The organism is Nocardia alni, assembly GCF_019038435.1.
GTDB classification, from domain to species: domain Bacteria; phylum Actinomycetota; class Actinomycetes; order Mycobacteriales; family Mycobacteriaceae; genus Nocardia; species Nocardia alni.
In genome coordinates, this window is sequence record NZ_JAGPOX010000081.1 from 15,203 (window position 1) to 42,060 (window position 26,858).

Annotated in this window: 21 protein-coding genes and 1 pseudogene; 11 read left to right on the forward strand and 11 right to left on the reverse strand. The window is 64.8% G+C overall.

The window, feature by feature from the left end:
• The first annotated feature begins 111 nt into the window (after window positions 1-111).
• From mutA to meaB, 3 genes are all read left to right on the forward strand, one after another.
• On the forward strand, window positions 112-1,965 hold the full coding sequence (mutA, locus tag JZ791_RS26990) for a methylmalonyl-CoA mutase small subunit (protein WP_216898040.1): 1,854 nt from the start codon (window positions 112-114) through the stop codon (window positions 1,963-1,965).
• Between the two features lie 2 nt (window positions 1,966-1,967).
• Window positions 1,968-4,223 (forward strand): methylmalonyl-CoA mutase, encoded by a 2,256-nt coding sequence (scpA, locus tag JZ791_RS26995; RefSeq protein ID WP_216898041.1) that lies wholly within the window; start codon window positions 1,968-1,970, stop codon window positions 4,221-4,223.
• Between the two features lie 146 nt (window positions 4,224-4,369).
• Window positions 4,370-5,365, forward strand: coding sequence for a methylmalonyl Co-A mutase-associated GTPase MeaB (gene meaB / locus JZ791_RS27000; RefSeq protein WP_308163118.1), 996 nt, complete (start codon window positions 4,370-4,372; stop codon window positions 5,363-5,365).
• A gap of 110 nt (window positions 5,366-5,475) precedes the next feature.
• Here meaB and JZ791_RS27005 read toward each other — a convergent pair whose 3' ends face one another.
• The gene (locus JZ791_RS27005; protein WP_216898043.1) at window positions 5,476-5,733 is read right to left on the reverse strand and encodes a hypothetical protein; all 258 of its coding nucleotides are present in this window, start codon (window positions 5,731-5,733) and stop codon (window positions 5,476-5,478) included.
• A gap of 238 nt (window positions 5,734-5,971) precedes the next feature.
• On the reverse strand, window positions 5,972-6,904 hold the full coding sequence (locus JZ791_RS27010; protein ID WP_216898044.1) for an amidohydrolase family protein: 933 nt from the start codon (window positions 6,902-6,904) through the stop codon (window positions 5,972-5,974).
• Between the two features lie 194 nt (window positions 6,905-7,098).
• On the opposite strand from JZ791_RS27010, the gene JZ791_RS27015 reads away from it, so the two are divergent.
• A complete protein-coding gene (locus JZ791_RS27015) occupies window positions 7,099-7,662 on the forward strand; it encodes an ADP-ribosyltransferase (RefSeq protein WP_216898045.1) in 564 nt (187 codons plus the stop codon).
• Window positions 7,663-8,357: 695 nt separating this feature from the next.
• Here JZ791_RS27015 and JZ791_RS27025 read toward each other — a convergent pair.
• Window positions 8,358-8,525: a hypothetical protein gene (locus tag JZ791_RS27025; RefSeq protein ID WP_216898046.1), complete on the reverse strand. Its 168-nt coding sequence runs from the start codon at window positions 8,523-8,525 to the stop codon at window positions 8,358-8,360.
• A 694-nt stretch (window positions 8,526-9,219) separates the two neighbouring features.
• Between JZ791_RS27025 and JZ791_RS27030 the strand changes: the two genes are divergently transcribed.
• The 3 genes from JZ791_RS27030 to JZ791_RS27040 are packed head-to-tail and all read left to right on the forward strand — an operon-like array spanning window position 9,220 to window position 14,389.
• The gene (locus JZ791_RS27030) at window positions 9,220-12,186 is read left to right on the forward strand and encodes a serine/threonine-protein kinase (RefSeq protein WP_216898047.1); all 2,967 of its coding nucleotides are present in this window, start codon (window positions 9,220-9,222) and stop codon (window positions 12,184-12,186) included.
• Window positions 12,186-13,121, forward strand: a complete 936-nt coding sequence (locus tag JZ791_RS27035; RefSeq protein ID WP_216898048.1) for a hypothetical protein — start codon at window positions 12,186-12,188, stop codon at window positions 13,119-13,121. Before JZ791_RS27030 ends, JZ791_RS27035 begins: the two co-directional genes overlap by 1 nt.
• Window positions 13,118-14,389 (forward strand): hypothetical protein, encoded by a 1,272-nt coding sequence (locus tag JZ791_RS27040; protein WP_216898049.1) that lies wholly within the window; start codon window positions 13,118-13,120, stop codon window positions 14,387-14,389. The genes JZ791_RS27035 and JZ791_RS27040 overlap by 4 nt, the downstream gene beginning before the upstream one ends.
• 661 nt (window positions 14,390-15,050) lie before the next feature.
• Here the strand turns inward: JZ791_RS27040 and JZ791_RS27045 are convergent.
• The 3 genes from JZ791_RS27045 to JZ791_RS27055 all read right to left on the reverse strand — a co-directional run bounded on the left by JZ791_RS27045 (window position 15,051) and on the right by JZ791_RS27055 (window position 17,986).
• Entirely contained in the window at window positions 15,051-16,286 is a 1,236-nt protein-coding gene (locus tag JZ791_RS27045) for a restriction endonuclease (protein WP_216898050.1), read from the reverse strand.
• Window positions 16,287-16,987: 701 nt separating this feature from the next.
• A complete protein-coding gene (locus JZ791_RS27050; RefSeq protein ID WP_308163116.1) occupies window positions 16,988-17,293 on the reverse strand; it encodes a helix-turn-helix domain-containing protein in 306 nt (101 codons plus the stop codon).
• Between the two features lie 393 nt (window positions 17,294-17,686).
• Window positions 17,687-17,986 (reverse strand): hypothetical protein, encoded by a 300-nt coding sequence (locus tag JZ791_RS27055; protein WP_216898051.1) that lies wholly within the window; start codon window positions 17,984-17,986, stop codon window positions 17,687-17,689.
• A 319-nt stretch (window positions 17,987-18,305) separates the two neighbouring features.
• Between JZ791_RS27055 and JZ791_RS27060 the strand changes: the two are divergent.
• Window positions 18,306-18,431: pseudogene (locus JZ791_RS27060) on the forward strand (acetyl-CoA C-acyltransferase); the annotation flags it as partial.
• A 141-nt stretch (window positions 18,432-18,572) separates the two neighbouring features.
• Here JZ791_RS27060 and JZ791_RS27065 read toward each other — a convergent pair.
• A complete protein-coding gene (locus JZ791_RS27065) occupies window positions 18,573-19,055 on the reverse strand; it encodes a MarR family winged helix-turn-helix transcriptional regulator (protein ID WP_216898052.1) in 483 nt (160 codons plus the stop codon).
• A 379-nt stretch (window positions 19,056-19,434) separates the two neighbouring features.
• Between JZ791_RS27065 and JZ791_RS27070 the strand changes: the two genes are divergently transcribed.
• Both JZ791_RS27070 and JZ791_RS27075 read left to right on the forward strand, forming a co-directional pair.
• A complete protein-coding gene (locus JZ791_RS27070) occupies window positions 19,435-20,193 on the forward strand; it encodes an SDR family oxidoreductase (RefSeq protein WP_216898053.1) in 759 nt (252 codons plus the stop codon).
• Window positions 20,190-21,080 carry an alpha/beta fold hydrolase gene (locus JZ791_RS27075; protein WP_308163117.1) on the forward strand — a complete coding sequence of 297 codons (891 nt, stop codon included), beginning with the start codon at window positions 20,190-20,192 and terminating at the stop codon, window positions 21,078-21,080. The genes JZ791_RS27070 and JZ791_RS27075 overlap by 4 nt, the downstream gene beginning before the upstream one ends.
• 870 nt (window positions 21,081-21,950) lie before the next feature.
• Here JZ791_RS27075 and JZ791_RS27080 read toward each other — a convergent pair.
• Together JZ791_RS27080 and JZ791_RS27085 are read right to left on the reverse strand one after the other, a co-directional pair.
• A complete protein-coding gene (locus JZ791_RS27080) occupies window positions 21,951-22,970 on the reverse strand; it encodes a nucleoside hydrolase (RefSeq protein ID WP_216898065.1) in 1,020 nt (339 codons plus the stop codon).
• Between the two features lie 42 nt (window positions 22,971-23,012).
• Window positions 23,013-24,236: an FAD-dependent monooxygenase gene (locus JZ791_RS27085; protein ID WP_216898054.1), complete on the reverse strand. Its 1,224-nt coding sequence runs from the start codon at window positions 24,234-24,236 to the stop codon at window positions 23,013-23,015.
• A 110-nt stretch (window positions 24,237-24,346) separates the two neighbouring features.
• On the opposite strand from JZ791_RS27085, the gene JZ791_RS27090 reads away from it, so the two are divergent.
• The gene (locus tag JZ791_RS27090) at window positions 24,347-24,919 is read left to right on the forward strand and encodes a TetR/AcrR family transcriptional regulator (protein ID WP_216898055.1); all 573 of its coding nucleotides are present in this window, start codon (window positions 24,347-24,349) and stop codon (window positions 24,917-24,919) included.
• A 160-nt stretch (window positions 24,920-25,079) separates the two neighbouring features.
• Here JZ791_RS27090 and JZ791_RS27095 read toward each other — a convergent pair whose 3' ends face one another.
• Together JZ791_RS27095 and JZ791_RS27100 are read right to left on the reverse strand one after the other, a co-directional pair.
• Entirely contained in the window at window positions 25,080-25,466 is a 387-nt protein-coding gene (locus tag JZ791_RS27095; RefSeq protein ID WP_216898056.1) for a DUF2784 domain-containing protein, read from the reverse strand.
• Window positions 25,467-25,552: 86 nt separating this feature from the next.
• The gene (locus JZ791_RS27100; RefSeq protein WP_216898057.1) at window positions 25,553-26,203 is read right to left on the reverse strand and encodes an HAD family hydrolase; all 651 of its coding nucleotides are present in this window, start codon (window positions 26,201-26,203) and stop codon (window positions 25,553-25,555) included.
• Window positions 26,204-26,858: the final 655 nt, after the last annotated feature.

Here is a 26,858-nt window from a genome sequence, read left to right on the forward strand (position 1 = left end):
TGCGAAGCACTCGCACAGCGATGTGCGAAGGTGGTGTGAAGACTTGGTTACCGGTCCTTATGTCAGGTAGTGCTAGATGTATCGGACTCGAGTGGAAGAGGTACAGCAGCCATGCCGATGGGTTCGGATCCCACCGCGGTGCCGGAGTTTGCCGCGTGGCGTAACGGCGTGGCCGGGGTATTGGCCAAGGCCCGTCGCGTCGAGCCGGCCGAGTTGGGCGACGAGCCCGAGCGGCTGCTCGATACGTCCACATATGACGGCCTGACGATCGCGCCACTATATACCCGCCGTGACGAACTGCCCGAACCTTCGCTGCCGGGTGAGTACCCGTTCGTCCGCGGCACGGATCCCGTCCGCGATGTGCACCGCGGCTGGTACGTGACCGCACGGTTCGAGGGTTCCGACGCCGCCGCGGTGAACGAGGAGATCCTCGCCGGGCTGGAGAACGGCGTCGGCTCGGTGTGGCTGTGCGTCGGTGAGCGGGGCGTCCCGGCCGAGGAACTGCCGCGCGCGCTCCAGGGGCTGCTCCTCGAGCTCGCGCCGCTCGCGCTGGACGCCGGCGCGGATGCGAGTGTGGCCGCGGCGCAGCTGTTCTCGGTCCTCGACGGATACGAGACCGCCGATCGCGCCGACATCCGAGTCTCGCTCGGACTGACTCCGCTGACCAGCCGCTTCAACGGCGCCTCGCACGCCGACCTGGATACCGCGGTGCGCGTCGCGCAGGAGGCGGTCGCTCGCCCGGAAACCGTACGCGCCCTGACGGTCTGCGGTGTCGCCCTGCACAACGCGGGCGCGTCCGACGCCCAGGAACTCGGCGCGGCCGTGGCCGCCGGGCTCGAATACCTGCGCCTGCTCACCGAGGCGGGCGTGGATGTCGCCGATGCCTTGGGGCAGGTGGTTTTCCGCTTCGCCGCGACGGACGATCAGTTCGCCACGATCGCGAAATTCCGTGCCGGACGCCGCCTCTGGGCTCGGGTCGCGCACCAGTTGGGCGCGCCGGAGTTCGGCGACGCCCCGCAGTGGGCGGTCACCTCGGCGGCGATGATGAGCCAGCGCGATCCGTGGGTGAACATGCTGCGCACCACCCTGGCCGCGTTCGGCGCGGGCGTCGGCGGCGCGGACTTCGTCACCGTGCTGCCCTTCGACTCGGCCCTGCCGCCGGGCGAACTCGAGGTGTCGCAGGCGTTTTCGCAGCGGATGGCGCGCAACACCCAGTTGCTGCTGCTCGAGGAGTCGCATCTGGGTCACGTGCGCGACCCCGGAGCGGGCTCCTGGTACGTGGAGAGCGCGACCGACGCCCTCGCCGAGAAGGCGTGGGAGTTCATGCAGGAGTTGGAGTCCACGGGCGGCTTCCGTGCCGCGCTGGACTCGGGCCTGCTCGCCGAACGGGTCGAGGCGACCCGTGTGCAGCGCGATCGCGATGTGGCACACCGCAAGACGGCCGTCACCGGAGTCAACGAATTCCCGAACCTGGCCGAGAAGCCGCTGTCCGAGGCCGCTCGCGAGCCTGGTGGGATCGCCCGCTACGGCGCCGCCTTCGAGCAGTTGCGGAACCGGTCCGACGCGTACCTGGCCGCTCGCGGGATGCGGCCCAAGGCGCTGCTGGTGCCGCTGGGACCGGTCGCCGAGAACAACGTGCGGGTCACCTTCACCGCCAACGTGCTGGCCTCCGGCGGCATCGAGACGATCAACCCGGGCGCCCTGGACATCGCCGGAATCGGTGGCGCGGCAAGCGAATCAGGTGTTCAGATCGCCGTGCTGTGCGGTACCGACGCGCGCTACACCGCCGAGGCGGCCGCAGCCGTGGAGCAGTTGCGCAGCGCCGGGGTGGCCACGGTGCTGCTGGCCGGACCGGAGAAGGCGGTGGCCGAACTGTCCGGCACGCAGCGACCGGACGGATTCCTCACTGCCAAGATGGACGCGGTCGCAGCCCTGTCGGATCTGCTGGAAGAGCTGGGAGCATAGAGATGACCAGTGATATCAACCACCTGATCGGTAGTTTCGCCGATGTTCCGCTGGGTGATCACCCGACCGCACCGGTCGACGCCGAGCAGGTGACGCGGTTCGTGCGGACGGCCGCCGAGGCGAACGACTACGCACCGGAACAGCTGATCTGGGCCACCCCCGAAGGCATCGACGTGCCACCGGTTTTCACCAAGGCCGACAGGGACGGCGTTGTCGCCGAGGGATATCCGCTGGACAGCGTGCCGGGCATCGCGCCGTTCGTGCGCGGGCCGTATCCGACCATGTACGTCAACCAGCCGTGGACGATCCGCCAGTACGCGGGCTTCTCCACCGCCGCGGACTCCAACGCCTTCTACCGCCGCAACCTGGCCGGCGGCCAGAAGGGTCTGTCGGTGGCGTTCGATTTGGCCACCCACCGCGGCTACGACTCCGATCACCCGCGCGTGACCGGTGACGTCGGCATGGCGGGGGTGGCGATCGACTCGATCCTGGACATGCGGGAGTTGTTCGATCAGATTCCGCTGGACCAGGTCTCGGTGTCGATGACCATGAACGGCGCGGTGCTGCCGATCCTGGCGCTGTACGTGGTGGCCGCGGAGGAACAGGGCGTCAAGCCCGAACAGCTGGCCGGAACGATTCAGAACGACATTCTGAAGGAGTTCATGGTCCGCAACACCTACATCTATCCGCCCGAGCCCTCGATGCGGATCATCTCGGATATTTTCGCCTACACCTCGGCGCGCATGCCCAAGTTCAACTCGATCTCGATCTCCGGCTACCACATCCAAGAGGCCGGTGCCACAGCGGATCTGGAGTTGGCGTACACCCTGGCCGACGGTGTCGAGTACATCAAGGCGGGCCTGGCCGCGGGCATGGAGGTCGACAAGTTCGCCCCGCGCCTGTCGTTCTTCTGGGCCATCGGCATGAACTTCTTCATGGAGGTCGCCAAGATGCGGGCGGGCCGGCTGCTCTGGAGCGAGCTGGTCGCCGAGTTCGCGCCCAAGAACGCCAAATCCCTTGCCCTGCGCACCCATTCGCAGACCTCCGGCTGGTCGCTGACCGCGCAGGACGTGTACAACAACGTGGCCCGCACCTGTGTCGAGGCGATGGCCGCCACGCAGGGGCACACCCAGTCGCTGCACACCAACGCTCTCGACGAGGCCCTGGCGCTGCCGACGGACTTCTCCGCGCGTATCGCCCGCAACACCCAGCTGCTGCTTCAGCAGGAGTCGAACACCACGCGACCCGCCGACCCGTGGGGCGGCTCCTACTATGTGGAATGGCTGACCCATCAGCTGGCTCAGCGCGCCCGCGCCCACATCGCCGAGGTGCAGGCGCACGGCGGTATGGCACAGGCGATTTCGGAGGGCATCCCGAAGCTGCGCATCGAGGAGGCCGCCGCCCGCACCCAGGCGCGCATCGACACCGGGCAGCAGCCGGTGATCGGGGTCAACAAGTATCAGGTCACCGAGGACACCCCGGTCGAGGTGCTCAAGGTCGAGAACTCGCGGGTGCGTTCGGAGCAGAACGAGAAACTCCGTCGCCTGCGCGCCGACCGGGATGCCGGTGAGGTGGAGCGCGCGCTCGCCGAATTGACCAGGGCCGCAGCTTCGTCCGGGGGCGGCATGGACAACAACCTGCTCGCGCTGGCCATCGACGCCGCGCGCGCCAAGGCCACCGTCGGTGAGATCTCCGACGCGCTGGAGAAGGTGTACGGCCGGCATCAGGCCGAGATCCGCACGCTCTCGGGCGTCTACCGCGAGGAGGCCGGGAAGGTGACGAATATCAGCCGGGCCATGGAGTTGGTCGAGGAATTCGCCGCCGCCGAGGGTCGTCGCCCCCGCATCCTGATTTGCAAGATGGGTCAGGACGGCCACGACCGCGGCCAGAAGGTGATCGCCACGGCCTTCGCCGACCTCGGCATGGACGTCGACGTGGGCCCGCTGTTCCAGACCCCCGAGGAGGTCGCGCAGCAGGCGGCCGACAACGACGTGCACATCGTCGGTGTGTCCTCGCTGGCCGCCGGCCACCTCACGCTGGTGCCCGCCCTGCGCCAGGCGCTGGCCGATGCCGGCCGCCCCGACATCATGGTCGTGGTCGGCGGCGTCATCCCGCCCGGCGACTTCGACGAGCTGTACGAAGCGGGCGCGGCCGCCATCTTCGCCCCAGGCACGGTCATCGCCGACGCCGCCGTCGACCTGTTGCAGAAACTGGCCGCCGACCTTGGCCACGAGATCGGCCCTGGCACGGCCGAATGACCACCCCCGAACCGAATGGTGGTGACCCGAAGTCCGTCGCATCGACTGCGGGTCACCACCATTCGCCCCCCTCCGCTGCCGAGCATTCACGGTTGAGCTCGGTGGCGGGAGTCGCGTCCGCAGCCGGCAACCGGCCGCGGAACGCGGTGCCGGGGCAACGCCGGACGATCGACGTGGACGAGCTTGCCGAGGCGGTGCGTAAGGGGCAGCGGGCCGGGCTGGCGCGCGCGATCACGCTGGTGGAATCGACGCGGGCCGATCATCGGGAGCTGGCGCAGCGGTTGTTGCTGGAGGTCGGGGGCGAGGGGGCCGAGGGGTCGAATCGTGTTGGTATCACCGGGGTTCCGGGTGTGGGGAAGTCGACGTTCATCGATGCGCTGGGGATGTATCTGATCGGTCAGGGGCATCGGGTCGCGGTGCTGGCGGTGGATCCGTCGTCCACGCGCACGGGCGGGTCGATCCTGGGCGACAAGACCCGCATGGCACGGCTGTCGGTGGAGCGCGACGCGTTCATCCGTCCCTCGCCGACCGCGGGCACGCTCGGCGGCGTGGCCCGGGCCACCCGCGAGACGATCGTGCTGCTCGAGGCCGCCGGATACGACGTGGTGCTGGTCGAGACCGTCGGCGTAGGCCAATCCGAGGTCACCGTCGCCAATATGGTCGACGTGTTCTGCTTCCTGACCCTGGCCCGCACCGGAGACCAGTTGCAGGGTATCAAGAAGGGCGTACTCGAACTGGCCGACCTGGTCGCGGTCAACAAGGCCGACGGCCGCCACGAAATAGAAGCCAAGGCCGCCGCCCGCGAACTCCAGGGCGCCATGCGCCTGATCCACCCCCGCGACTCCCTCTGGCGCCCACCGGTCCTCACCATGAGCGGCCTGAACGGCACCGGCCTGGACACCTTCTGGGACGTAGTCCTGAAACACCGCCAAGTCCTCACCGACGCAGGCGAATTCGCCGAAAAGCGCCGCCGCCAACAGGTCGACTGGACCTGGACCATGGTCCACGACCAACTCCTGCGCCGCCTGACCGAAAGCCCGAGCGTCAAATCCATCCGCGCCGAGGTGGAATCCCAAGTTCGCGACGGCTCCCTCACCCCGGCCCTCGCCGCCCAGGAAATCCTGCGCGCCTTCGACGCCTGATACGACTGTCAACCAAGGTTTTCGCATGTGTACAACGGCTGATGCGGTCGTGTCCTGAACCCTCCGTGCGCCTCGACCGACAGAATCGGCCGAGGTGACACCCTGAATGCTCAGCGCCTTATCGGGCGGGTTCGAATGGATTGATCAATGTCACGCCGCAATCGCGAAAGTCCTTTTGGTGTCCATGAGGTACTTCGTTCGTCTTCCCCGAATAAAACGTTTTCGCGCGAGAAGCTGTGTTTACGCTGCTCCACGATCTCTTCGAGGATCTCGGCGAATTCGTCACCGTAATCGCCGGCCAAGCCCGCGAGAGCATCCAGAAGACCGTCGTTGGCCCCTGGGAGTTTCCATCCCTTACCAATGTTCATGACCACTGTAACTCTCCCGATGTCGCGTGATTTGTGCTGACATCCGGCACCTTCTTGCCATGGATGACGTTGTCACACATGACAGCTCGCTACTCGAGCACATCAAAAATTAGACCGATCCCCCGTCTCGCTGACAACAGACGATCGGTAATCTGTTGCCCGCCTAGATGCCTGACGTTCGCACAGCTTAGCCAGAAGTCGAAACAGTGCGCAAACCGCTATTCATGAGCCACGTGCCCTACATCCCGAATAGGTCGGCGGCGTTGTCGTGACAGGCGGCGCGGAGCCAGTCGTCGCCCAGGTCCAGGCGGTCCAAGGCGTAGAGGGCGTGGGCGTAGGAGTACGGAATGTTGGGGAAATCGCTGCCGAACAGGATGCGGTTGCCCAGGGTGCGCAGGCGAGGGAGGTCGGCGATGGGGAAAGGGACTTCGGCCTCGGAGAAGTCGGTGAAGCTCATGGTGGTGTCGAGGTAGGTGCGGGGGTACCGCTCGGCGAGGTCGAGGAACTCGGTGTAGTCGGGGCCGCCCATATGAGCGACGATCAGGCGCAGGCGGGGGAAGCGGTGGAGCAGTTCGGCTGTCGGGCCGGGACCGGTGAATTGTCCTGGGGCGGGGCCGGATCCGCAGTGGATGAGGACCGGAATCTCGGCGTCGGAGATGGCGGCCCACACCGGGTCGAGGAGTGGGTCGGCGGGGTGGAAGGCGCCGACCTGAATGTGCACCTTGAAGATTCGCGCCCCGGCGTCGATGGCTTTCCGCACGTAGTTCCCGGCGCTGGGCTCGGGGTAGAAGGTCGCGGTGTGCAGGCAGTCGGGGGTGCGCGCGGCGAAGTCGGCCGCCCAGTCGTTGAGCCAGGCCGCCATCTCCGGCTTGTGCGGATAGACCAGGGAGGTGAAAGCGCGAACACCGAAGTCGCGCAACGTCTTCAGACGAACCTGTTCGTCCTCGCGGTAGGCGATCGGCCAGGGCCGCCCGGTCAGCGGACCGGCCGAGTCGAAATACGCCCATACCTTGCGCATCACCCGCTCGGGCATGAAATGTGTGTGCACGTCGATGATGCCCTCGAGCCCGAGACGTTCCCTGAACTGACGGATGTAGGTGAGATCGTCGACACTGTCGACGCTCACGCTGCCACTGGGGTGATCTCCGCCGTCACCGGTTGTACCGCACATTGTCCAGACGGTACCCGGTACATCCCGGTGGATGTCCGCCGCCGTGGACAGGCGCGCACCGGTACTCCCGGCAGGGCTTGAACCTGCGACCGTCACTGTATAAGACCAGCGGTCCGCGGTTCGATCCCGCGTGCGCCCACTCTTGTCAGCCCTGTCGAGGCTGTCTGCTATGGGGTGGGTACTGGGGGAGTGTTGTGACGAATGACAGTTTCGGCGCAGTTCCACTGGCAGAAGTGGTTCTTGTAGGTCAATCGTATGATCTGTTGACCGTGGCCGAGCGTGACGCGGTCGAGGCATATGCGCTCGGTGGGTATGAACGAGTTAATCAGGCCATGCGTGGGCAGATTGCGATGACAGCGGAGCTCGAGCGCCGGATCGCTCGGATACGGTCGGGCCTGCGTAAGTACCCGCTGCCTGCGATGGTACGAGTCACTCGCGAGACCGACGCGGCGATCTACGGCATCGTCGATGAGGCATCGGCGAGAGCGCTGATCGACGCGGAGTTCCAGGAAGCTGGATTTCTTTCGACCAGCGGTTCGGCCAGCCCGCCGCATTCGACTCGGCATACGAATCCGGTGATTCTCGAACTGGTGGTTCCCAAGGGCACGCCTGCGCTTCGTCTGGGTGAACTGGCCGAGTTCCGGTTGGAGCGTGAGGTGCTCGTCGTCGACGCGCGGAGCTATTTCGTAGTCGGCGTGACCTTCGACGCGGCGCGTACGATGTGGCATATTCGTGCGATCGTGAGGGAGGGCCAGTAGTGAGTGCGCTGACTGACGATGTGTTGCACCCGGTAAGGGTGCCGTTGTCGCCTGAACAGGTTCAGGCTCATCGCCGTTGGGCCGAGCAGATCCTCGGACAGCAACTGCCCCCGAGCGGCACTGCTATCGAGACTGTCCAGCGCGATCAGTAGCTGCGGAAGGAACTCCTTCATCGGGCTGTACTAATCGATGTAGTACGGGTTCTTGAGCATTCAGTGCAGAGTTGTAGCAGAGACCGGACGCCCACCGCGCCATCGTGGGGTAGGGGTGCAGGTGAGGCCGAGGTCTGCCATGGTCGTTTCGAGTTTTCCATGCTGTATTTGCCGGTTGCGTACAGCTCCCACGCGAGGACGACCAGGGGAGCGCGGTCCTCATCTACCTGGACGGTGTTCACCTGTACGCCCTCGATGTTGATGCGGGCGTTGATGTATCCGAGTTTGGCGCGTCCGGTGATCGCGGCCATCATGTCGGCGTAGATGCCTTTCGCCGAAGTCTTCTCGGGCCGAGATCAGCTTCACGCCCATCAGCTCGAGCTAGCGGGTCGTGATCGCGGCATCGACGTAATTTCGGAAGGCGGGCGATCGGGCATAGACGATGACGTACTTGATCTGCGGGTTGTCCCGCAGATAGGCCATCATCGCGTGGAAGGCTGGGCGTTTCTCGATGGTCTTGGCGGAGATACCGGGCTCGACGAACTACTTGACGATGCGGGCGGGCAAGGAATCGGCGCGTCCGTCGACTACCTTGCGCTGCGTGTCGATCGAGTGGCCGTCCGGATCGAGGTCGATGACAGTGTTCAGCTGCTTCTTGTCCGAAACGCGTAGATAGGCGACTGCGAGTTCCAGGATGAGGGGAGCTTTCATGGGGATCCGGGTTCGTCGATTGTCTTGCCAGCGCGATTACAGCTCGGCTCAACAGGCGGAGGCCGGGGGGATCACGTCGGTCGTTCTCCACCAACAGACGGTGCTCGCGAGATTCGCCGACGCGGGTACCGCGGCGGTCTGAATCCCCGCCACGGAATGGGAGACCTTCCTCCGCATCGCTGCTCGCCGCCCGCATGCCACCCTCGCCGGGGTACCAATCATCAACGCACGTGCAGACGGCAGCGCACAGCTGGTCGCGCTCGACGGCACGGTCCTGGAGTTCACGCCAAATGAGTGGCATGCCTTCATCGTTGGCGTGAACAAGGGCGAATTCGACGAGTCGATTTTCGCCGCTTGAGCGCCTATGCGGGGTGACCAGAGTGCCTCCGGTCACCCCACCAGGCGAGTTCTACGCCGCTGCAGCCCCCGAAGCCAACTTGTCAACAGCTGCGTCTGGTTCTCGACCTCTATTGTCCTGCGACAGTCGACCTTCCTCTTCGTCAGTGAATCTTGCTTATCGCTGTGTCGCTGTCAGTACGGTTTGCTCGGTAATCGATTGGGCGAGTAGGGATGTGAGCGCGTGACCTGTCCTAGCTCGATATCGATGAAGTGCCTGGCTGACCCGGCTGAAATCGTTACAAGGTCTCGCCGTCGGCCGTGTCCTCGCCTGCATGGGCCCGCGTACGGTAGATGTATGCAGACTCCGGGCGACGCGCTCGCGGACCTGTTTGTCAGTTCTAGCTCGGTGCTCAGCGCTTCTGGTCCGCTCGGGCAACTTGGCGATGACCTCGATATCCTAGAGATCAGGCGTGGCGGAATGGGCGAGGTCCTGATCTGCCGACCCCGCAATTCGGGTGAGGCGCTTGGGTCGGCTGGTGGGGCTGTCGCGTACAAGACCTTCCAGCGTCGGCTCTTCTTCAGGCCGCATATCCGGGCCGCCTTCCTGCGCGAGGTGCGCCTGTGGTCCCGGCTTACAGGTGTTCCACATATCATGCCGGTGCTGGGCTTCGAAAACGTGGAGGGTCGCCCCTTCGTCATCATGCCGGCCATACTCGGTAACGTGCGCTCGCTGCGCGACGTAACAAGCGGGCCGACGCTGGATCCATGGTTCGCCACCTTGCTGGCCGCACAGATAGCGCTTGGCATGCACTTGGCGGGTGAACGGGTTGCCGGGCTGGTCCACGGCGATCTCAAGCCCGAGAACGTGCTGCTTGTCGGCAATATCGTCCACATCTCCGACTTCGGGCTGGCCCGCGCTGCGGGCGAGTCCCACACGCTGGCGGGTACTGCGGCCTATCAGTCGCCGGAACTGCAGGCCGATCCGTCTACAGCCAACGTGTCATCGGACGTCTACGCGTTCGGTGTTCTGTTTTGGGAGCTGTTGACCGGCGACCGCCCGCAGGACGGGGATCTGCGGGCGGAGCCGGATTCCGCCCTCGCCGCCCTCGCCTGTACCTGTCTGGCCGCCAACCCCTCGCAGCGCCCCTCGTTCGCGGAAATCTACTGCGCCATTTTGCGCACGGCCGGACGTCATATGCCCGGCCTCACCACACAGATCATGGACGCCACCGCACGGCCTCGGCTCGTACTGGAGGCGTTGGCACCGCTTTTGGCCAAGTCGCGTCTGGAAAGCTTGCTCAATCTCGAGGAGTACGACCTGGCGATCGAGGAGGCTGACGCGCTGCCGGAGTTTCTGGTGACACCCGAGGTGCTCACACTCCGAGGGCAGGCGCTGTCGCTTGCCGGGCGGGACAAAGAAGCAATCGGGGACTTCGACCGTGCACTCGGCTGCAATCCCGACCGCGGAATCACCCTGTCTTGCCAGATCGCGAAGGGCCTGTCGCTGAAGCGTCTGGGTCGCTATGACGACGCGATCGAGTTGCTGCGGCGCACGGTGGCCGACATGCCAGACGATCAAAGGGGGCCAGCGCTGATCAACCTGGCCACTGTGTACCTGGAGCGCGGCGATCACGGCAAAGCGCTACCGCTGCTCCTGTGGGCATGCAAACTTGCGCCGGACACCTGGCAGGTCTGGGGCAATCTCGGCCACGCGTACGAGGGAATCAGCGACTATCACAAGGCGGAGACCGCCTACCAGCGGGCGGTCCAGCTGGCGCCACATGAGGCGCTTCCGGCTCTGCGTCTGGCCGCAGTCTGCATGGATCATCTCGACCGGACGGAGGTCGCCTGGGCCGTTTTGGAGCAGTTGAGCCGACAGGGACACACGACGCCTGCCTGGGCGGCTCGTGTCTGGGCCTGCCTGCTGGTCGGTGGCCACTCCGCGGAAGAAGTGGACAAGTTTGCGGTTCGGGTATGCGAGCGATGGCCGGAAGGCGCCTCGGCCATCGCCGGCGAGGCCCACCGGCTCGCGGCGGGCATAGCGGCACCGAAGGTGCCACTGACCGCGCCGTCGATGGCACCGGTCGTCTCCCGGGATCCCAGGAACAGCTTCGCCGACATCCAGGCCAGCCTTCCACCCGGTTGGGAGATGACCCACCTCCGGGAGCGTGGGGAGCCCGGATGGAAGCCCAATCCGTTGAGCAACCCTGAGGGTGCTGCAGCCTATTCCGTCGCCCGCGACGGCGAGATGTTTCTTGGTGTGCGTGTCTATATGATGGGTGGGTTCCACTGTTTCGACTTCTTCGGCTCGCCGGAACAATCCGGCTACCTCGACCGCCTCGTCGAGTCGTTGGCCACGGCGCGCAGCCTGATCGAGACCATGATGCCGACCTGCCGACGGCGTGAAATCCCGCCCTACTACCACCGGTGCCCGGCCTGCCGCGTGCTTGTCCTGACGGACCGCACCCCGGGGGTGATGCTGCGCTGCCGCAGCTGTGCCGAAAGCGCACCGACGAACCCGCTGCACGCACCCGAGTTCGATGACCTCGCCCGGAGAGCCGCCAACCGGCTCGGCCACGAGATCATCGACGTATCCGGGGCAGAGCAGTTGATGCTGGCCGAGGTACCGACTAGTCCCGCCGCGAAGCCGATGGCGGTCCTAGCCAGCTGGCTCGGGTTCGAACCGGTAGAGCTGAGCGCCTCGGCGCCGCGGGAACTGCTGATGATGGCCCGGTCGATGCAGATGCCGAACCTCGGAGAGCGGACCGTCGTGGCGTTCCGCAAGTTGGCTGGTCCCGGCGTCCTGACATACGATCACGGCCAGACTCCGGACCTTGAGGAATTGGAGTTCCTGGTGCGCGCGACGATCGGCCCGACCTGGTCCGTGTCCACCTGCTACGATCCGCGCGGCGAGAGCTTTCTTGAGATGGAGTTCGCGGGCCGCCATGACGATCTTCTCGCCGACCTACGCGCTCGGGTGGCATCGGATCCTCACGATCAGACTCTGCGGAAGTTATTGGCCTGGCACTGCCTGCGCCACGGACTGATGGACGACGCCCACGAGGCTGCCCGGGTGTGCATCGAGCGATGGCCCGAGGACGCCGAGTCGTGGCTGGTATGGGCTGAGGTACGGCGGGCCACGGGCGATCCTGCCGGTGGCATCGATGCGATCCAGCGGTCCTTGTCCGTCGACCCGGTCCAACCCCACGCGTTCGCGCTGCTCGCCCAGTGCCATGCTGACCTCGGCGACGCCGGCGCGGCCGCCTCGGCAGCAACCCAAGCCTTCGGACTCGGTGGAGGTAACGCGCAATGGACGTCGTGATGCGTGCAGCGGTTAGCGCCGCCGGCTCCGCTCTGTCGAGGTACGCCGTACGCGCGGCCATGGGATCCCCCCGACGGCGTGCGCTCGATGGCGTCTACCGGCGCGCCATCGAGCGCACCGTGGAGAAGGTCTCGGCCGACGAGGAGATCACGGACCTGGACTTGGTGCACGCAGTGGGGCTGTTGGAAACGATGGTGAGTGCCGCCGCCGAGGAGGACCTGCCACTACTGGAGTCCGAGAAAACCGACGACGAGACGATGATGCGTCGGTGGCGGGAGATCGCCGAGGAGCAGGGACTCGACACCGAGACCTTCCCACTTCCGTTCGAGAAGCTTGTTGACCAGCTGCTGCGATGCATCGCCGACGAGGCGCTGCATACGGCCGTGGACGGCGACGGCAATAGGCTGTTTCCCGCGGTCGCCGCCGAACACCTTGTGGATCTACGCCGTAGCATGCGCACAATGGCCCGCACGATCGGACCGGACGGCCAGGTAGGGGCGGCGTTGCAGGCCGCGTACCGGGCATGCCAAGACCGCAACCGCGCACTGTTCACCCCCGACGTGCTGCTCGCGATACTGCACCTGCACGACAACTCGGTGACGGACTGCTTCGAAGCGGTGCAGTCAGGGCTGGCGCTCAGTATCGCCCATTCGTTGCGCCGCTTTCAGGACACCCCCGTCGCCGCATTCTGCCCGTTCGAATGGGTGGAACGGGCAGAAATGCGGCAGGCACAGATTCATGCGTGGGCACACAACGCGCCCGCAGTCAACGGCCCACTCCTACTGCTCGGCATTCTCGACACCCCCTCCACCACACGAGACGCCTTGGCTAACAGGCTAGGCCAGGACATCGAGGTCCTGCGTTACGCCGCGACCAGCCGGATCGGCGCTACTGTCCAGCACCGGACTCCAGGAATCCTCTTCGAGGACACATGAATCTCGACGAGATCTGGCGCAGCATCGCCGCCGACAACGTGGAGGCCCGGGATTACCTGGTGCGCCACGAGCGGGACCTGTTACCCGCCGAAGCCGCGCCGGTGGCCGCACAAGATCAGCCACCACTACTGGCCGCTGGGAACGGTGACGGGCCGCCCTTCGCCGTCGAGTTCGAGATGGAGAATCTCCCTTCGCTGATCACCAACCTGGTAGACGAGCCGCACGAGCAAACTGATCTGTTTCGGATGCTCACGGATGTGCGTCCGCAGCAGTTCCGCCCGGCGCTCGTCCTATCACTCATGGAACTAGCCCTCCGCCTGGAACAGGACAACGACTTCGACATAGCGGTGTCCCACCTCGACGAGGCGCTCCACCACAGTCACCAGCTCACCGGGCCGGACAGAAACAACATGATCGCTGGCTGCCTCTACCAACGCAGCCAGATATCACTCAAGATGAGCCGCTTCCAGGAAGCGCTGCACCAACTTCGTAAAGCGGCCGCACTCGCCATAGACGACACTGAGTTGGCTTTCACCTGCGGGCACGCGCGGTCGATCGTTCTTCACGCGGTCAGTCAGATCGCCGTACAGGAAGGGAACCGGACCGAGGCGGTGTCCTACCTCGCGGAGCGCGCCGACGTGCTGCAATCGCTGGCCCAGCACGACGCCGCCGAACTGCCGGACCTGGCAATAACATTGAACAACCTGGGTGCCCTACGTTTCGAGGACGACCACGCCGCAGGCCGGGCGACCGTCGCTAAGGCCATCGCGATCCGGAGGGACCTCGCGACGGCCGACGCGCGAACGCATCTGCCTGGGCTTGCGGCCGCACTCAACAACCTCGGGTTCCTGAGTCTGCGCATGCGAGACCTCGACACAGCCCGGTCCAGCCTCACCGAGGCGGTCTCGATCCGCCGCGGCCTCGCCGACACAGAATTCGAAACCCACGGCCCCCCGCTACTGCGCTCGCTCAACAACCTAGTGGTCGTGCTCCTAAACCAAGACTTGGCACAGCACGGCGATCTGCTTGAGGCCACCGCGGAAGCGCGCGCAGTGGCCGAGCGTCTCGCGGCTCACGACCCGCGCAACACATCCGACGTTGCCATGACGCTGCTGCACTTCGCCGAGGCGCGCGTACGGGCCCACCGAGAACTTGAGGCGGCGCGGGCCGCCGTCAACGCCCTCTTATCAACCTACCGCGCGCAGACGGCAGCAATGGGCCTGCACCAACAGGCCCGCGCCCTGCGACAGCGGCTGGCGGCCGACTGAACTGGCCCGAATCTCCCCTACCGCGATCGAGGCCGGAAAAAGGCTACGTCGGCAATGCCGCGAACGACACCCCACCGCGATCCGCAGCCGCCGCTTCGCGTCCTTGCTATTCACCCCCGACCAGGCCGAAACCACGGCCAACTTGCGCTTCGACGCCGATGACGGCTGGATCCGTGTTCACGCCCGCTGGACCCGCATCACCGACGGGGACCAGCCTCAGGCGGTCATCGACGTCACGCCACTGTCCGAGGTTCCGCCGAAGGCTGTGCGTACCTGCCGACTATGCCAAGACAGAGCAGGGAAATAGACGCCCACCCCGTGGGGGAGGTCCAGTGAGCATCGACGTCGAGAACCTGGCCTGACCGCGGTTAGTCAGTGGATTACCTTGTCCCGGAAGTCGATTGCAGCCAGCGCATGATGTCGGCGGAGTGGTCGACGACCAGGAGATGCCCGGCGCCGGGAACGGTCGTTGTGTGAGAGTTCAGAAGCTGGTGCGCCAGTCGGTGCGCGCTGTCGAGGGGAACGTTCTAGTCCGCGTCATCGTGCCAGACATGGACGGGCACGGTGATCTCCGCGAGCTGAAAAGGAGCGAATACCACCTACATATCGGTCGTGACGCCGCGACTGGTGATGAGGGCGGGGTAATGCGGCTGCCGGAGACTCACTTGCTATGCGGCGTATACAGCAGTCGGACGACGCGGTTGCCGCGCACGAGCGCGATCGAGGACAGCAGCGTGGTCTTGGCTTCGCGCATGCTCCAGATGGGTACTTGTCCGCCCTTCATCCAGGCGCCGAGTATGTCGGGGAGGGTGAAGGTGAGCCGGAAACCGGCGTTCTCGTCCAGCGGCAGGATTTCCCAGTCACTGCTGAGCGGTCGGTTGTCGTTGTGGTCGCGGGGATAGTCGAGAGTTACCCGTATGTCCGAGTTGCGTGGATTGGCGATGAACTCGGTGAACGCGGCGGGGTTGTCGATGAGCAGGATCAGGATGAACGGTGCCGGTGGGAACCCGAGAGCGACGTTGTCCATCATTACGTTTCCGAGCGTGGCGACGATGGTTGCCAGCTGGTGTGTCGGCAGCTCCTGTGCCGGTGCCAGAGTTTGGCGAGACTGGTAGAGGTGCTCGTACTCGTCGTCCTGTTCGTCCGCGGACTTGGTCACGGGCAGCCCGGCTGCCTCTCTGTCCCGGAAGACGGCGAGCCCGAAGGTGGGGGAGGAAACGGTGGATTCGCGTAGCTGGTTGATTCGTTCGGCGAGGTCATAGAAATCTTGGTCTTCGACGTTGGTCGGCCAGGTGCCCAGGGCGTGGCGCAGTGCGTGCCGGACCTGTTGCGTCGGCACTGATGTCACGTTTGTTTGGGTGGCCAGGCCGACGATACGGACGGCGATATCGTCGGCCGTGGCGAGCAGCGGCTCGAAACCGGGGTTCGACAGGTCTATCAGCGAGATCTGTTGTGCCAGAGCGTATTCTTGCGCTGGCGGGGTGAAGCCTGAAGCGGAGAACAGGGCGTATTGGTATTGGTAGCGTCGCATCGGGATGTGAGATCTCCCGGGCGTCAGTGTGGTGTAGTGCTCGTTGACGTCGCGGATGGTTCCGTACGCGTTTCGCACGTACTCGACGCCGAGTGATTTCTTGCGGTGCTTGGCCTCGACGAACAGGCGAAGTGGCAGGGAAAACGGCAGCGGTAGATCCAGTTCGCCGAGCACGTCGACCTGATGCAGGGTGCCGCGCCCGCGGACGTGCAGACCTTTGCCGTCTTCTTTCAGGGCCTCCCGGTCCTGGTCCGCGGTGACGAGCAGTCGGTACCCGTTGTCCTGCAGAAGCCGGGCAAGTAGTTCTTCGAGAATGTAGCCCCGCAGTTGCGCCACAGTGATCGGCACGATCTTCCCCTCAGCCATCGTCCATGCGATACCGAATGCTCGATTGATCTTGCCAGATCCGGTGTGTCGTTCACCAGAATGTTGTTCCGCCGCTGCCTGTGGGCCGTCTCAGCTCGGGCGGTTCTGCCAGCTACTCCTGTTCACAGTCGGTGTGGAAGTTAGCTAGATACCGTTCGACCCGGTCGAGCCACTCGTAGATGGATTCGATCTGCGGAGCGAGACCAGTGATTGTGCCCCTCACCGGACCACATCCGCCGTCACTGCGGGTGTGCGCGGGTCGGTCGGTCAGTGCAGTGACCGATGATCGGCACGTAATCGCCGTCGGATATGCGGTCGAGACTGTCGTGAGGCCAGCCCAGTGCCACGGACGACTGCCAGAGTGGTCCGGCTGGCTTGTGGCGCGGGCTGTTGTGTATGAGGTTGTTACGGATGGTCATGGGCGCACGGTGTGAACCGTGAACCGTGGACGAGGTCGGTCTGAGTCATCTCCCGGTCGGTCATGCGCGCCCGGACCGCGGCGGTGACTGCTGCCCGGTTTTCGGCATCACAGCCTCCTTCGATCAGAGAATGTGTAGCCGATTATTAGCGCTTGTACCTGCGGCGGAGACCATTAGCGTGCACACTTGCCGCAGGTGTCGTGTGTCGGGCGATTGTGCGCCGGGCAGAACAATCGACGAGGCGGAACGCAGTCTCAATCAACCGCAGCCTTCGAAGCAGCTTCAGCTCGGGGTTGTGAGTTGCTCGATATACTTGTTGATCTGAGAATCAGTAATCATACGCCGCCCGCCTATGCGGATGCTCTTGAGGTCGCCGGATCTGATCAACTCGTAAACAGTTGTCCGGCTTACCCGCAACCGTGTCGCTGTCTCGACAATCGTGTTGATCTGATGAGGCTCTTCGTGTCTCCTCTCTGTCGACCCTACCGTCTGCACCCTCCTCGCGTCGTCGATCATTCGGTCAACGACGGCGGTCATTGCAACCAGCTCCTTACGAAGCGCAAGCAGCTGGATGTGAATCTCAGCCACGAGAGGAGATTCGTAGCGGACTCTGGGACCGGATGCCCTGGGTCTGGGAAGATGTATCCCGCTCGACTTACGGAAGTTGACTGTTTTCCCTCGATGCCCTCCCTGAACGGTCGAACACGCGTGCACAAAAGTTGATGCTGACGGTGACCGCGACGACGAGTACGGACCAGTAGAAGATGTGCGCACGCCGATTCGGTGGCGCGGGCGCGGCCGGGACCTGGGCGGTGGTTATCGGCGAAGGAGGGTGTGCACGTGGGTGTGGTCGGTTGCATGGTTGTCCTCGATGAGGTGGTGGTGGGGTGTGGACGACCGACGTCGACCATTGATTGCTGATAGGTAGCTATAGGTAGAAGATTCTTTTAGAGTTCTGGCGTGTCGATGCGCCGGGAGGGGCTACTGGGTGTCGGCGCGGGGTCGGCCTGCTGGGCGCATGGGGATGCCGCGTTTGTTGAGGGCGCGGTTGATGCTGCTGGCGGGGAAGCCGGTGAGTTGGGCGCAGGTGGTGAGGGAGTGGCCGGACAGGTAGAGCCGTTCGGCGTGGTCGATGTCGGTGTCGGTCATCGACTGGTATCGGCGCGGGATGTGCCGCCGGGTGAGCAGGCCGAGGATGGCGGTCTTGGAGACGTGGTATTGGCGGGCGAGTGTGGCGGTGGGGGTGCCGTCGAGGTAGGCCTGGATCAGCTCATCGATCACGGTCGGGGCGAGGCGGCGTTCGAGGCGCTGCGGTGTATAGATCTTCTTTTTCGCGCGTGAGGGCCGTTTGCGTCGCCCAGTGACCGCTGGAATGCTTCTGGCCTCGATCGAGGCACGTGCGGCTTCAAGATTCTGCAGGTCAGCGCGGTTCGAATAACGTCCCGCAAGGTCCGCCCAGGTCAAGGAAGATTTCAACGGTCCTGAGAACGTCAGTGGCGTGGCCAGTGTGCCAATAGTGTGCCAACGGCCGGGAAGAGGTATATCCCGCTTATTCGAAGAGAGCTGCACCGGCTGCCTGTAGGTCCTCAGGGCGCGCGCGGCCGCGGTGGTGGTGATGATGAGCAAGAAGAAGGCCCGAGCGCTGGGGCTGAGCTGGATCGCGGAGATCGGTGCCGCGGGTGTGGTGGCGGGTCCGGAATCGACGTTGCAGGAGCAGCCAGTGAACCACTTCGGATCATGTCCTGAATGTGGCTACGCGGCACGAACGCCCCCAAGCAGGGCGGACGGACCGCTGAAGTTGCTGGAGCATCGAGGGCAAGATCACCAGGCGAGTCGCCTCCCGAGTAGATCTACGGCGAGGAGTTGATTACAGGATCCGGTGCAGCAAAGCGATGAGCTGCTGTTGCTCGTCGGGAGCGAGCCGATGAAGAAGCATGTCGGTGGTCTTGTCGGTGGCGGTCTTGATCTCTTCGACTGCCCGTCGGCCGCGAGCGGTGAGTTCGAGCTCGTTGTGTCGACGATCAGCGGGAGCGCGCCTGCGTCGGACGAGCCGGTTGCGTTCGAGCTCGTCGGCGGCCAGCGACATCGTGCTGCGTTCGAGCCGCATCTGTTGTCCGATCACATGTTGACTGGTCGGCCCTTGAGCGTCGAGGAGCAGCAACATTCCTGCTGCGCGGACCGACAGCTTCGCCCCTGCCAATTCCTGACCGAACAGCTCGATCGCCCGCGCACTGACAGTCCCGAGGAGAAAGCACACGTGCTCACCCAGGACGTGGGGAACGGGCAGCGCAGCGGGGGCCGTTCCAGTCGACGGCGGCGTTGAACCGGACTTGGTGATCTCGCTTGCCATGCGCGCTCCCGTGTCGTTTGCGGGCGGAATCAACTGATTCTATCGCGACCGTCATTAGATCTTCCCGTTGCAGGATAGTTCAACTACCTGCGTATTAAGCGATTCGCGTCGAGTGGGTGGACCGGCGCAGGCGAACGACGAAGTATCTATGACGCCGTCCGTCCAGAGGGAAGGTCAGGCTAGATGGCGTGCATCGAACCATCCTTCGTCGACGTGACCGGCCGTGCCGCCCGACGACCGAAGCAGTCGTCACCGCCACTTGCGCCTGCCCGACGTTGTGCAATACTTGAATAGTCGGAGCATCTAGCAACTTGACTATCTAGCTATCCGACAGTCAGACGAATGGAATACCGGAGTTCGCCGGCGAAGGGAAAATACAGTGAAGTTAGAGGGCAAGTTCGCCGTCGTCACCGGGGGCGGGTCCGGTATCGGGCTGGCGATCACCAGGGCGCTACGCACCGCCGGCGCCTACGTCTTGATCGTGGGAAGAAACCCGCAGCGGCTGGCCGCAGCGCAGGGCCGCGACACCGGCATCACCACCTTTGTGGCCGACCTCGCCAAAGAAAGCGACCGGGACCGCCTCGCCCGCTACCTCGCTGGCGGCCGACCCCTCGAGGTTCTGGTCAACAATGCCGGCACCATGACCGACATCGACCTACACGACCAGCGCGCCATGCTCATGATGGAGGGTGAACTGGCTGTGGACCTCTCGGCTCCGATACATCTGACGATGGCGTTGCTGCCCACGCTGCTGAGCCGTCCCGAGGCGGCGGTGGTCAACGTCAGCACCGGCCTGATCTACGCACCCTTCGGCCGCACACCCGGTTACGCGACCGCCAAGGCCGGCGTGCACGCCTTCAGTCAAACGCTGCGCCACCAGACCCGGCGCGAGGCCCTGCACGTGTTGGAGGTGCTGCCCCCCACCGTGGACACCGAACTCACCGGCGACTACGGCGGCTCCAAGATCAAACCCGACGCCGTCGGCTCAGCCGTGGTCACGGCACTGATCAACGGGACGACCGAACTACGCGTAGGACAAGCGAAATTCCTCTACGCGATGGCGCGGATGGCGCCGAACACACTCTTCACCCTGATGAACAAGGTCGCCGACAACGACGCCGCGAAGGCACGCTCGTGAACCCCGCCCCTGTGGTGCCGGACTGGCTCGACACCACGCTTTACCCGTTCGAGAACCACTACCTGCACCTCGACGGCCACACCGTGCACTACGTCGACGAAGGCTCCGGGCCGGTGCTGTTGCTGCTGCACGGCAACCCCACCTGGTCGTTTCTGTACCGGCACATCATCACCACGCTGTCGGCGCAGTTTCGCTGCATCTCCCTGGACTACCCCGGCTTCGGTCTGAGCACCGCCGGACCGGGATACACCTTCAAACCCGAACAGCACTCGCTCGTCGTGGAGCACTTCATCACCGCACTGGGATTGTCCGACATCCGACTCATGGTGCACGACTGGGGCGGCCCGATCGGGCTCGGCGTCGCCGGACGGCGCCCCGACCTGATCCACTCCCTGATCATCGGCAACACCTGGGCCTGGCCCGCGCAGAACATCCCGCACATCGCCATCTTCTCCCGCGTCGCCGGCAATCCGTTGAGCCGCTGGCTGATCCGGCGCTTCAACGCGTTCGTCGTCTGGCTGATGCCAGCGGGCGTCACTCACCCCATGACTCACGCCGAGAAAGCCGCCTACCGCGGCCCCTTCCCCACCCCAGCGTCACGTCAACCCACAGCGATCTTCCCGCACGAAATCCTGGCCAGCCGTGACTACCTCGCCACAGTCGAGCAAGGATTGACCAAACTCGCCGACAAGCCGGCGCTGCTGTTGTGGGGCAGCGCCGACACCGGATTCAAAGACAGTGAACGCACACGGTTCGAAGCCGCCTTTCCCCGACACCACACCCGAATCCTGGTAGGCGCCAGGCATTTCATCCAGGAATGCGATCCCGATGCAATCAGCGAGGAAATCTGTGCCTTCGAACAACACCCGCCCCAGTCCGTCGCCTGACCAGTGGGCACAGACAACTACCTGCGGCTCGAGGACCACGACCTGATACTTCCCCCGGTGCTGGCCGCCCTACTGTACCAACTGCCCTCCACCTCGGCAGCTGCATGTCATCGCCCCTACCACCGTCGCCGCCGATCACCGCGCGCCACTGCTGTTCCCGGGACGCAGCGGTCGAAAACCACTGGACCTCAGCGCGTTCGGCGACCGCCTGCTGTCTTTCGGCCGAACCGGACACTGTCGATATGCCGGTGGAGCGGAGTGCGGGGATGCTCTGCACCCAATCGTTACGGCTGCAAGTCGGACAGGCGATTGTGGCGTTGTCCATGAGGATGCCCCACCTCGGCGGTGTCGCGTGCTGAGGCATGGTCCTGAGCTGAACCGCTGCCTGCACAGGCTGATGATGGTCGAAGAGCCTCCTCCATCGAACATCGTGTGGGAGTGGGTTGTCGATACCAGGCGCGGTGTACATCCTGGTTCTGCTGAGGGAACCGACGAGGACTCCGGCTTGAGCTTGCCGTAGCGTCGGCTTCAGGATTTGTCATCGAAGCTCCTAACGATTCGGTGAAGTTGTTGCCGGTCAGAGGGAATTTCCGAGTGTGCCAAGAGTGTGCCAAGACGGGCAGGTACGAGCCGGACAGGACGGAATCGACGGGACACCAAAGAGCCTCTGACCTGGACCAGAGCGGCCCAGGCGGACGGCTTCGCGCGGAGTCCGACTGAGTATAAGAGTGCTGCTCTCACCCACTGAGCTACAGGAGCTGAACGAAGTCGAGCAATCAGTGGAATTGGACTTTCCAACGGCCCGGGCTCGCGTAATCAGCGACAGGGCGTCCCCTGGACCAGATGCGCCCGCCCGTGAACGCTCCCAACCTACTCGATCGGGTACACCGTGCGGGCAAAATCGCCGACACGGTCGATCAGCTGATCGAAGAATATCTTCGGATCGGTGCCGACCACGATGTCCGCATTCGGCTCCCGCCCCCACATTCCCGCCCAGTCCGCGACGGTGGTCGCCCGGGTGAGGGTTCCGGCGAGTTCGACGTCCACCGTGGCCGGGCGGGTCATCGCGAGACTCGGATCGAGAGCGACGGCCGCGGCGAACGGGTCGTGCATATGGGCGAGGTAGCCCTGGTCGTACTGTCGGTGGAACTCGAAGTAGAACCGGACCGCGTCGGTGAGGAACCGGACGATCGGATTGCTGGCCTCGGACCGGGTACCGGGCGTGTCGAACTCCGAAACCTCTTGCACCGGAACGCTGCCCGCGCGTTCGGCCAGCCGGATCAGATGATGCGGACGCATCTCGATGGTCTCGGTGATGTCCAGGGCGCACACCACTGGCCGCCGGTCGGCGGGTGCCGCGGAGAAGGCGTCGAAGACCTCCTTCCACGCCTCCGGATCCACATGCACATTCCACTCGTTGGTGGGCGTCGTATTACCCGGATGGTTGAACGCTCCGCCCATCACCACCAGCCGCCGAAGCAGCCGCGGCAGTTGCGGTTCCATCCGCAGCGCGAGCGCGAGATTGGTCAGCGGCCCGGTGCACAGCCCGATGATCTCGCCCGGATACTCCCGCACCAGATCCACCCACATCTGCGCCGCGGACCGCTCGGACAGCCGCCGTGACGAGGGCGGGAACTCCGCGTACCCGACTCCCTGCGGCCCGTGCGTATCCTCGGTGGTCCGCAACGGGATCGCCAACGGCTCCGCCGCGCCGAGCGCCACCTCGATATCGGGCGCCCGGCACAGGTCCAGTAGCGCCAGATTATTGGCCGCGACCTGCGGCGCGGGCACATTGCCCGCGGTCGAGGCGATCCCCAGGATCCGCGCCTGCGGGCTGGCGAGCAGATACAGCAGTCCGAGCGAATCGTCGATGCCGGTATCGACATCCATGATGATCTTCTGCGGCACGGGGTGAATCCTAGTCCGTGGGCCTCAGTACGTCGGCAGCGTGTAGTCCTCTCCCTTGCCGAAGAATATCTTCATCATCAGCGGCCGCATCGGGCGAGAGAACATGATGCGGTTGGTGGTGCGCATCACGGCGGTGCCGAATCGGGAGTGCGAGATCATCATCTTGATGCCCCCACCCGGCATCTGCTTGGCCTCGTCCAGGAATGGGGTGACCTTCTCCTCGTAGCGCCGCAGCGCGCCCGCGATGTCGTCGGGAGTGGAGGCGATCTCGCCGGCCAGCACGTATGCGCCGACTATCGCCATAGCGGTCCCCATGCCGGTCATCGGCGAACCGCAGTATCCGGCGTCACCGAGCAGTGTCACACGCCCGGCGTTGAGCGTGGGCATGTCGATCCGGACGAGTTCGTCGAAGTAGAAGTCGGGCGTGGTGGTCATGGCCTCGCGAATGGCCGGCGCGTGCCACCCGTCGCCGGCTTCCGTGAGGTACTTGTCGAACAGGCGGTGCTGCGCGACGGTATCGCCACGCAGGGTGGGATCTTGATCGTCGCGACGGACGGTGAGGATGGCCTTGGCTGTGGCGGGGTCGTGGTCGGGCCGGATGCCCACGGTGGCGCCGGGGACGAACTGCATCGCGAACCAGCCGGGCCGGACGTTCGGTGGCGTGGGCATCGTGAAGAAGGACATGTAGCCGCCGAGGTAGGTGCCGAACTTCTCCTCGGGCCCGAAGGCCAGGCGGCGGGTCGCCGAATGGACGCCGTCGGCCCCGACGACCAGGTCGAATCGCTCGGTGCATCCGGAGCTGAAGTCGACCTCGACGCCGGTGTCGTCCTGGCGCAGCGCGGTGATCCATTCGCCGTAGCGGTAGTCCGGGGTGCCGCCCGCCGCGACGATCTCGTCGAGCAGCACCTGGTTGAGGTCGCCGCGGGTGATCTCGATATCGGCCACCGGCCCCTTACCCTCGAAGGCCTCCATCGAGATGCTCGAGAACGTGCGGCCCTTGGCGTCGATATAGCTCATACCGAGCTCGTTCAGCTGGTGCTTGCGGATGCCCGGCATGAGCCCCATCCGCTCGGCGACCTCACGGCTCGGACCACGTAGATCGACGGCCTGCCCGCCCGGCCGGGGGGCCGCCGCGCGCTCGACGACGGTGACTCGGATTCCGGCGGAAAGCAGTTGCAGCGCAACAGCATTCCCGGCGATACCGCCGCCGGAGATCAGAATGTGCGGGGAGTTGGGTGTGGCGCTCATGAGTAATTCCTGTCTGACTGGAAAGATTGGATCGAACGTCTTAGACAAATGTCTCACATGATTGGCACACCTGTCTAGTACAAATGTCTAAGACGCGGTAGCCTGGGGATATGGGTAATCGGGAAGATCTACTGGCAGGAGCCAGGAAGGCGGTTCTGGAACGCGGCCTGGCCAAGGTGACCGCGCGAGATATCGCCGGGGCGGCCGGGGTGAGCCTGGCGGCCATCGGCTACCACTTCGGATCCAAGGACCGCCTGATCGCCGAGGCGATCACCGAGGGGATCGGCAGCGAGATCGGCGACGGTATGGATGCGATCATCCGCGATACCGGGGAGGGGCACTCGCTGGCGGAGTCGGTCGAGTGGACCTGGGACGCGATGCTGAACCTCGCCTTCGAGCGCCGCGAAGAGTTGATGCTCAGCCTGGAGAACGGGGTGCGCATCGCCCATACGCCCGAGTCCCAGGGATACCTGTCCGCCGCGACCGAAGGGGCCTACTCGGAACTGTCCGCGCTGCTGCGGTCGGTGCACCCGAACCTGTCCACCGAAGAGTCGCACGCGGTGGCGAAAGTCTACTTCCTGCTGTTCCAGGGCGTCGCGATACTGTCGCTGATGGGCCCGAGCAGCGACCCGCTGCGGGGTGAGGACGTGAAGCTCGCGATAAAAGCGCTGTACACCAAGTGAGTCGGTCCGACAGGCGTTTTCGAGTCGGCCGCCTGCGCCGAGGCCACTCCCACCTCGGTGAAAAGGTTAGCGAGATAGCCGAATACGTCATCGATCGGCCGACATGATCCGCGTCGACCTTGGCGCGGGCGGCCCGGTGTCGACGAGAGCCCGTCAGGTGCTACCGCGTGGTCGGATGCGCCTCCAGCGAGCGGCGGTGACGCGGTATCCACACGTACGCGCTCCACGACAAGGCCACGACGATCACCACCAGCACCCGCACCAGATCCAGGTCACCACGCGGATACAGGACCCCGGTGATGTAGTGGTTGATGAATCCGCCCGATGGCAGCTCGGCCTCTCCGCCGCGTAATCGCGCCCAGTTCTCCAGATGGGTGAGCGGGCAGGAGATGGTGAACAGCACAGTGCTGAACCCCCATCCCACCGCCGCGAGATGAGTCCAGATGGTCCATCGCCACATCCATGCGAGATATCCGCCCACCACCAAGTAGGTGACGAACAGGAAATGCACTCCCGCAGCGGCATCCGCCAGCAGCCGGTACATCATGCATCCAGAGTAAGTGTGAAACGGTTCCGGAACCCGTAGGTGTGATCATTTTGATGCGGGGGTTGTGTCGTGCCGGGTCGGCCGTCTCATGCGAGGATGGCGTCGGCGGCGACCATGGCGGGGAGTTCGATGAGATCGTTCAGCCGCCAGTCGGCCAGGGCCGCGTCGGGGGAGTCGCGGTGGATCCAGGCCCACGGGCCGCGCAGGAGGAAGGCGCAGCGCAGACCGGCGGCCTCGGCCGGGACGACGTCGTTGTCGACACGGTCGCCGACGTACAGGATCCGGTCGGGAGAGCAGGGCGCGGTGGCCGCGACCTTCTCGAAGAACGCCGGATCGGGCTTGCGTACACCCCATTCGGCCGAGGTGGTGATGAAGTCGCAGTCCAGGTCGAACCCGCGCAGCAATTCGGTGGTGCGCGCGGGCTGATTGCCGGCGATGCCGACCCAGACGCCGAGGGCGCGCAGGCCCGTGAAGCACTGCCGCACATCGGGGTACAGATCCTCGGCCTGGATGCCCGGCCCGTGCTCGGCCTCGAACAGCGGCCATTCGCGATCGAAGTCGAATCCGGGGCGGAAGATCTCGAAGATCTCGGTGTAGTCGCGGTTCGCGGCGATCACCGTGCCGAGCGTCGCCGCGAAGGTCAGGCGCGGCACACCGATCCAGTCGGCCCACAGCTCGAACCTGCGGTTCTCGTTCACCAGGGTCTCACCGACGTCGAAAACAACTGCTTCGATCACCCGGGCAGCTTACGGGTCCGATCGCGTTCGCACAGCACGTTCCGACGCCGGGCGAATCCCGCCAGGCGGAGATCCCATGTTGCACAAGCGACCTCGGTCCGCATGCTGCGGCAGGGAGCCGAGCTCCGCAATGGGGGAGGGCCCGCCGGGTTACCGAGGCGTGAGTTCCGGGACTGGACACCGGAGTTCGAAATCGGCCGCCTCAATCCGAGCCAACCCCGGTGCGCCGAAACATGATTCGGCGAATATCGGCAAGCGACTCTCAGTCCGAGAGTCGCAATTTGGAATACCTTTATCGACCTATGCGCATTCAAACATGTAATCGCATCGAGTCACACCACCGAGAAGACCCAGCACACAAGTTTCGAACAGCCCAGAGGACCAACGGACCGACGGCACCCAACAACCAACCACTCGGCAACGCCCAACGGCACCCACCAACTACTCGGTGACGCCCAACGGCACCCACCAACTACTCGGTGACGCCCAATGGCACCCACCAACTACTCGGTGACGCCCAATGGCACCTAATTACCGCTCGGCAACGCAACGCTCAACGGCACCCAACCGCCCCCCAGCCGCACCGCAACCCCTCGATCACCGCAAGAAGCGGGTAACTCTGATCGGGTACCGGCGAACCCGGCCACCCACCCAC

What these genes read in the sequence shown, in the direction of transcription:
- mutA (WP_216898040.1), top strand. Translation starts at nt 112, where the DNA reads ATGCCGATGGGTTCGGATCCCACCGCGGTGCCGGAGTTTGCCGCGTGG.
- scpA (WP_216898041.1), top strand. Translation starts at nt 1,968, where the DNA reads ATGACCAGTGATATCAACCACCTGATCGGTAGTTTCGCCGATGTTCCG.
- JZ791_RS27005 (WP_216898043.1), bottom strand. Translation starts at nt 5,733, where the DNA reads ATGAACATTGGTAAGGGATGGAAACTCCCAGGGGCCAACGACGGTCTT.
- JZ791_RS27010 (WP_216898044.1), bottom strand. Translation starts at nt 6,904, where the DNA reads ATGTGCGGTACAACCGGTGACGGCGGAGATCACCCCAGTGGCAGCGTG.
- JZ791_RS27025 (WP_216898046.1), bottom strand. Translation starts at nt 8,525, where the DNA reads ATGAAAGCTCCCCTCATCCTGGAACTCGCAGTCGCCTATCTACGCGTT.
- JZ791_RS27030 (WP_216898047.1), top strand. Translation starts at nt 9,220, where the DNA reads ATGCAGACTCCGGGCGACGCGCTCGCGGACCTGTTTGTCAGTTCTAGC.
- JZ791_RS27035 (WP_216898048.1), top strand. Translation starts at nt 12,186, where the DNA reads ATGCGTGCAGCGGTTAGCGCCGCCGGCTCCGCTCTGTCGAGGTACGCC.
- JZ791_RS27040 (WP_216898049.1), top strand. Translation starts at nt 13,118, where the DNA reads ATGAATCTCGACGAGATCTGGCGCAGCATCGCCGCCGACAACGTGGAG.
- JZ791_RS27045 (WP_216898050.1), bottom strand. Translation starts at nt 16,286, where the DNA reads ATGGCTGAGGGGAAGATCGTGCCGATCACTGTGGCGCAACTGCGGGGC.
- JZ791_RS27065 (WP_216898052.1), bottom strand. Translation starts at nt 19,055, where the DNA reads ATGGCAAGCGAGATCACCAAGTCCGGTTCAACGCCGCCGTCGACTGGA.
- JZ791_RS27080 (WP_216898065.1), bottom strand. Translation starts at nt 22,970, where the DNA reads ATGGATGTCGATACCGGCATCGACGATTCGCTCGGACTGCTGTATCTG.
- JZ791_RS27085 (WP_216898054.1), bottom strand. Translation starts at nt 24,236, where the DNA reads ATGAGCGCCACACCCAACTCCCCGCACATTCTGATCTCCGGCGGCGGT.
- JZ791_RS27090 (WP_216898055.1), top strand. Translation starts at nt 24,347, where the DNA reads ATGGGTAATCGGGAAGATCTACTGGCAGGAGCCAGGAAGGCGGTTCTG.
- JZ791_RS27095 (WP_216898056.1), bottom strand. Translation starts at nt 25,466, where the DNA reads ATGATGTACCGGCTGCTGGCGGATGCCGCTGCGGGAGTGCATTTCCTG.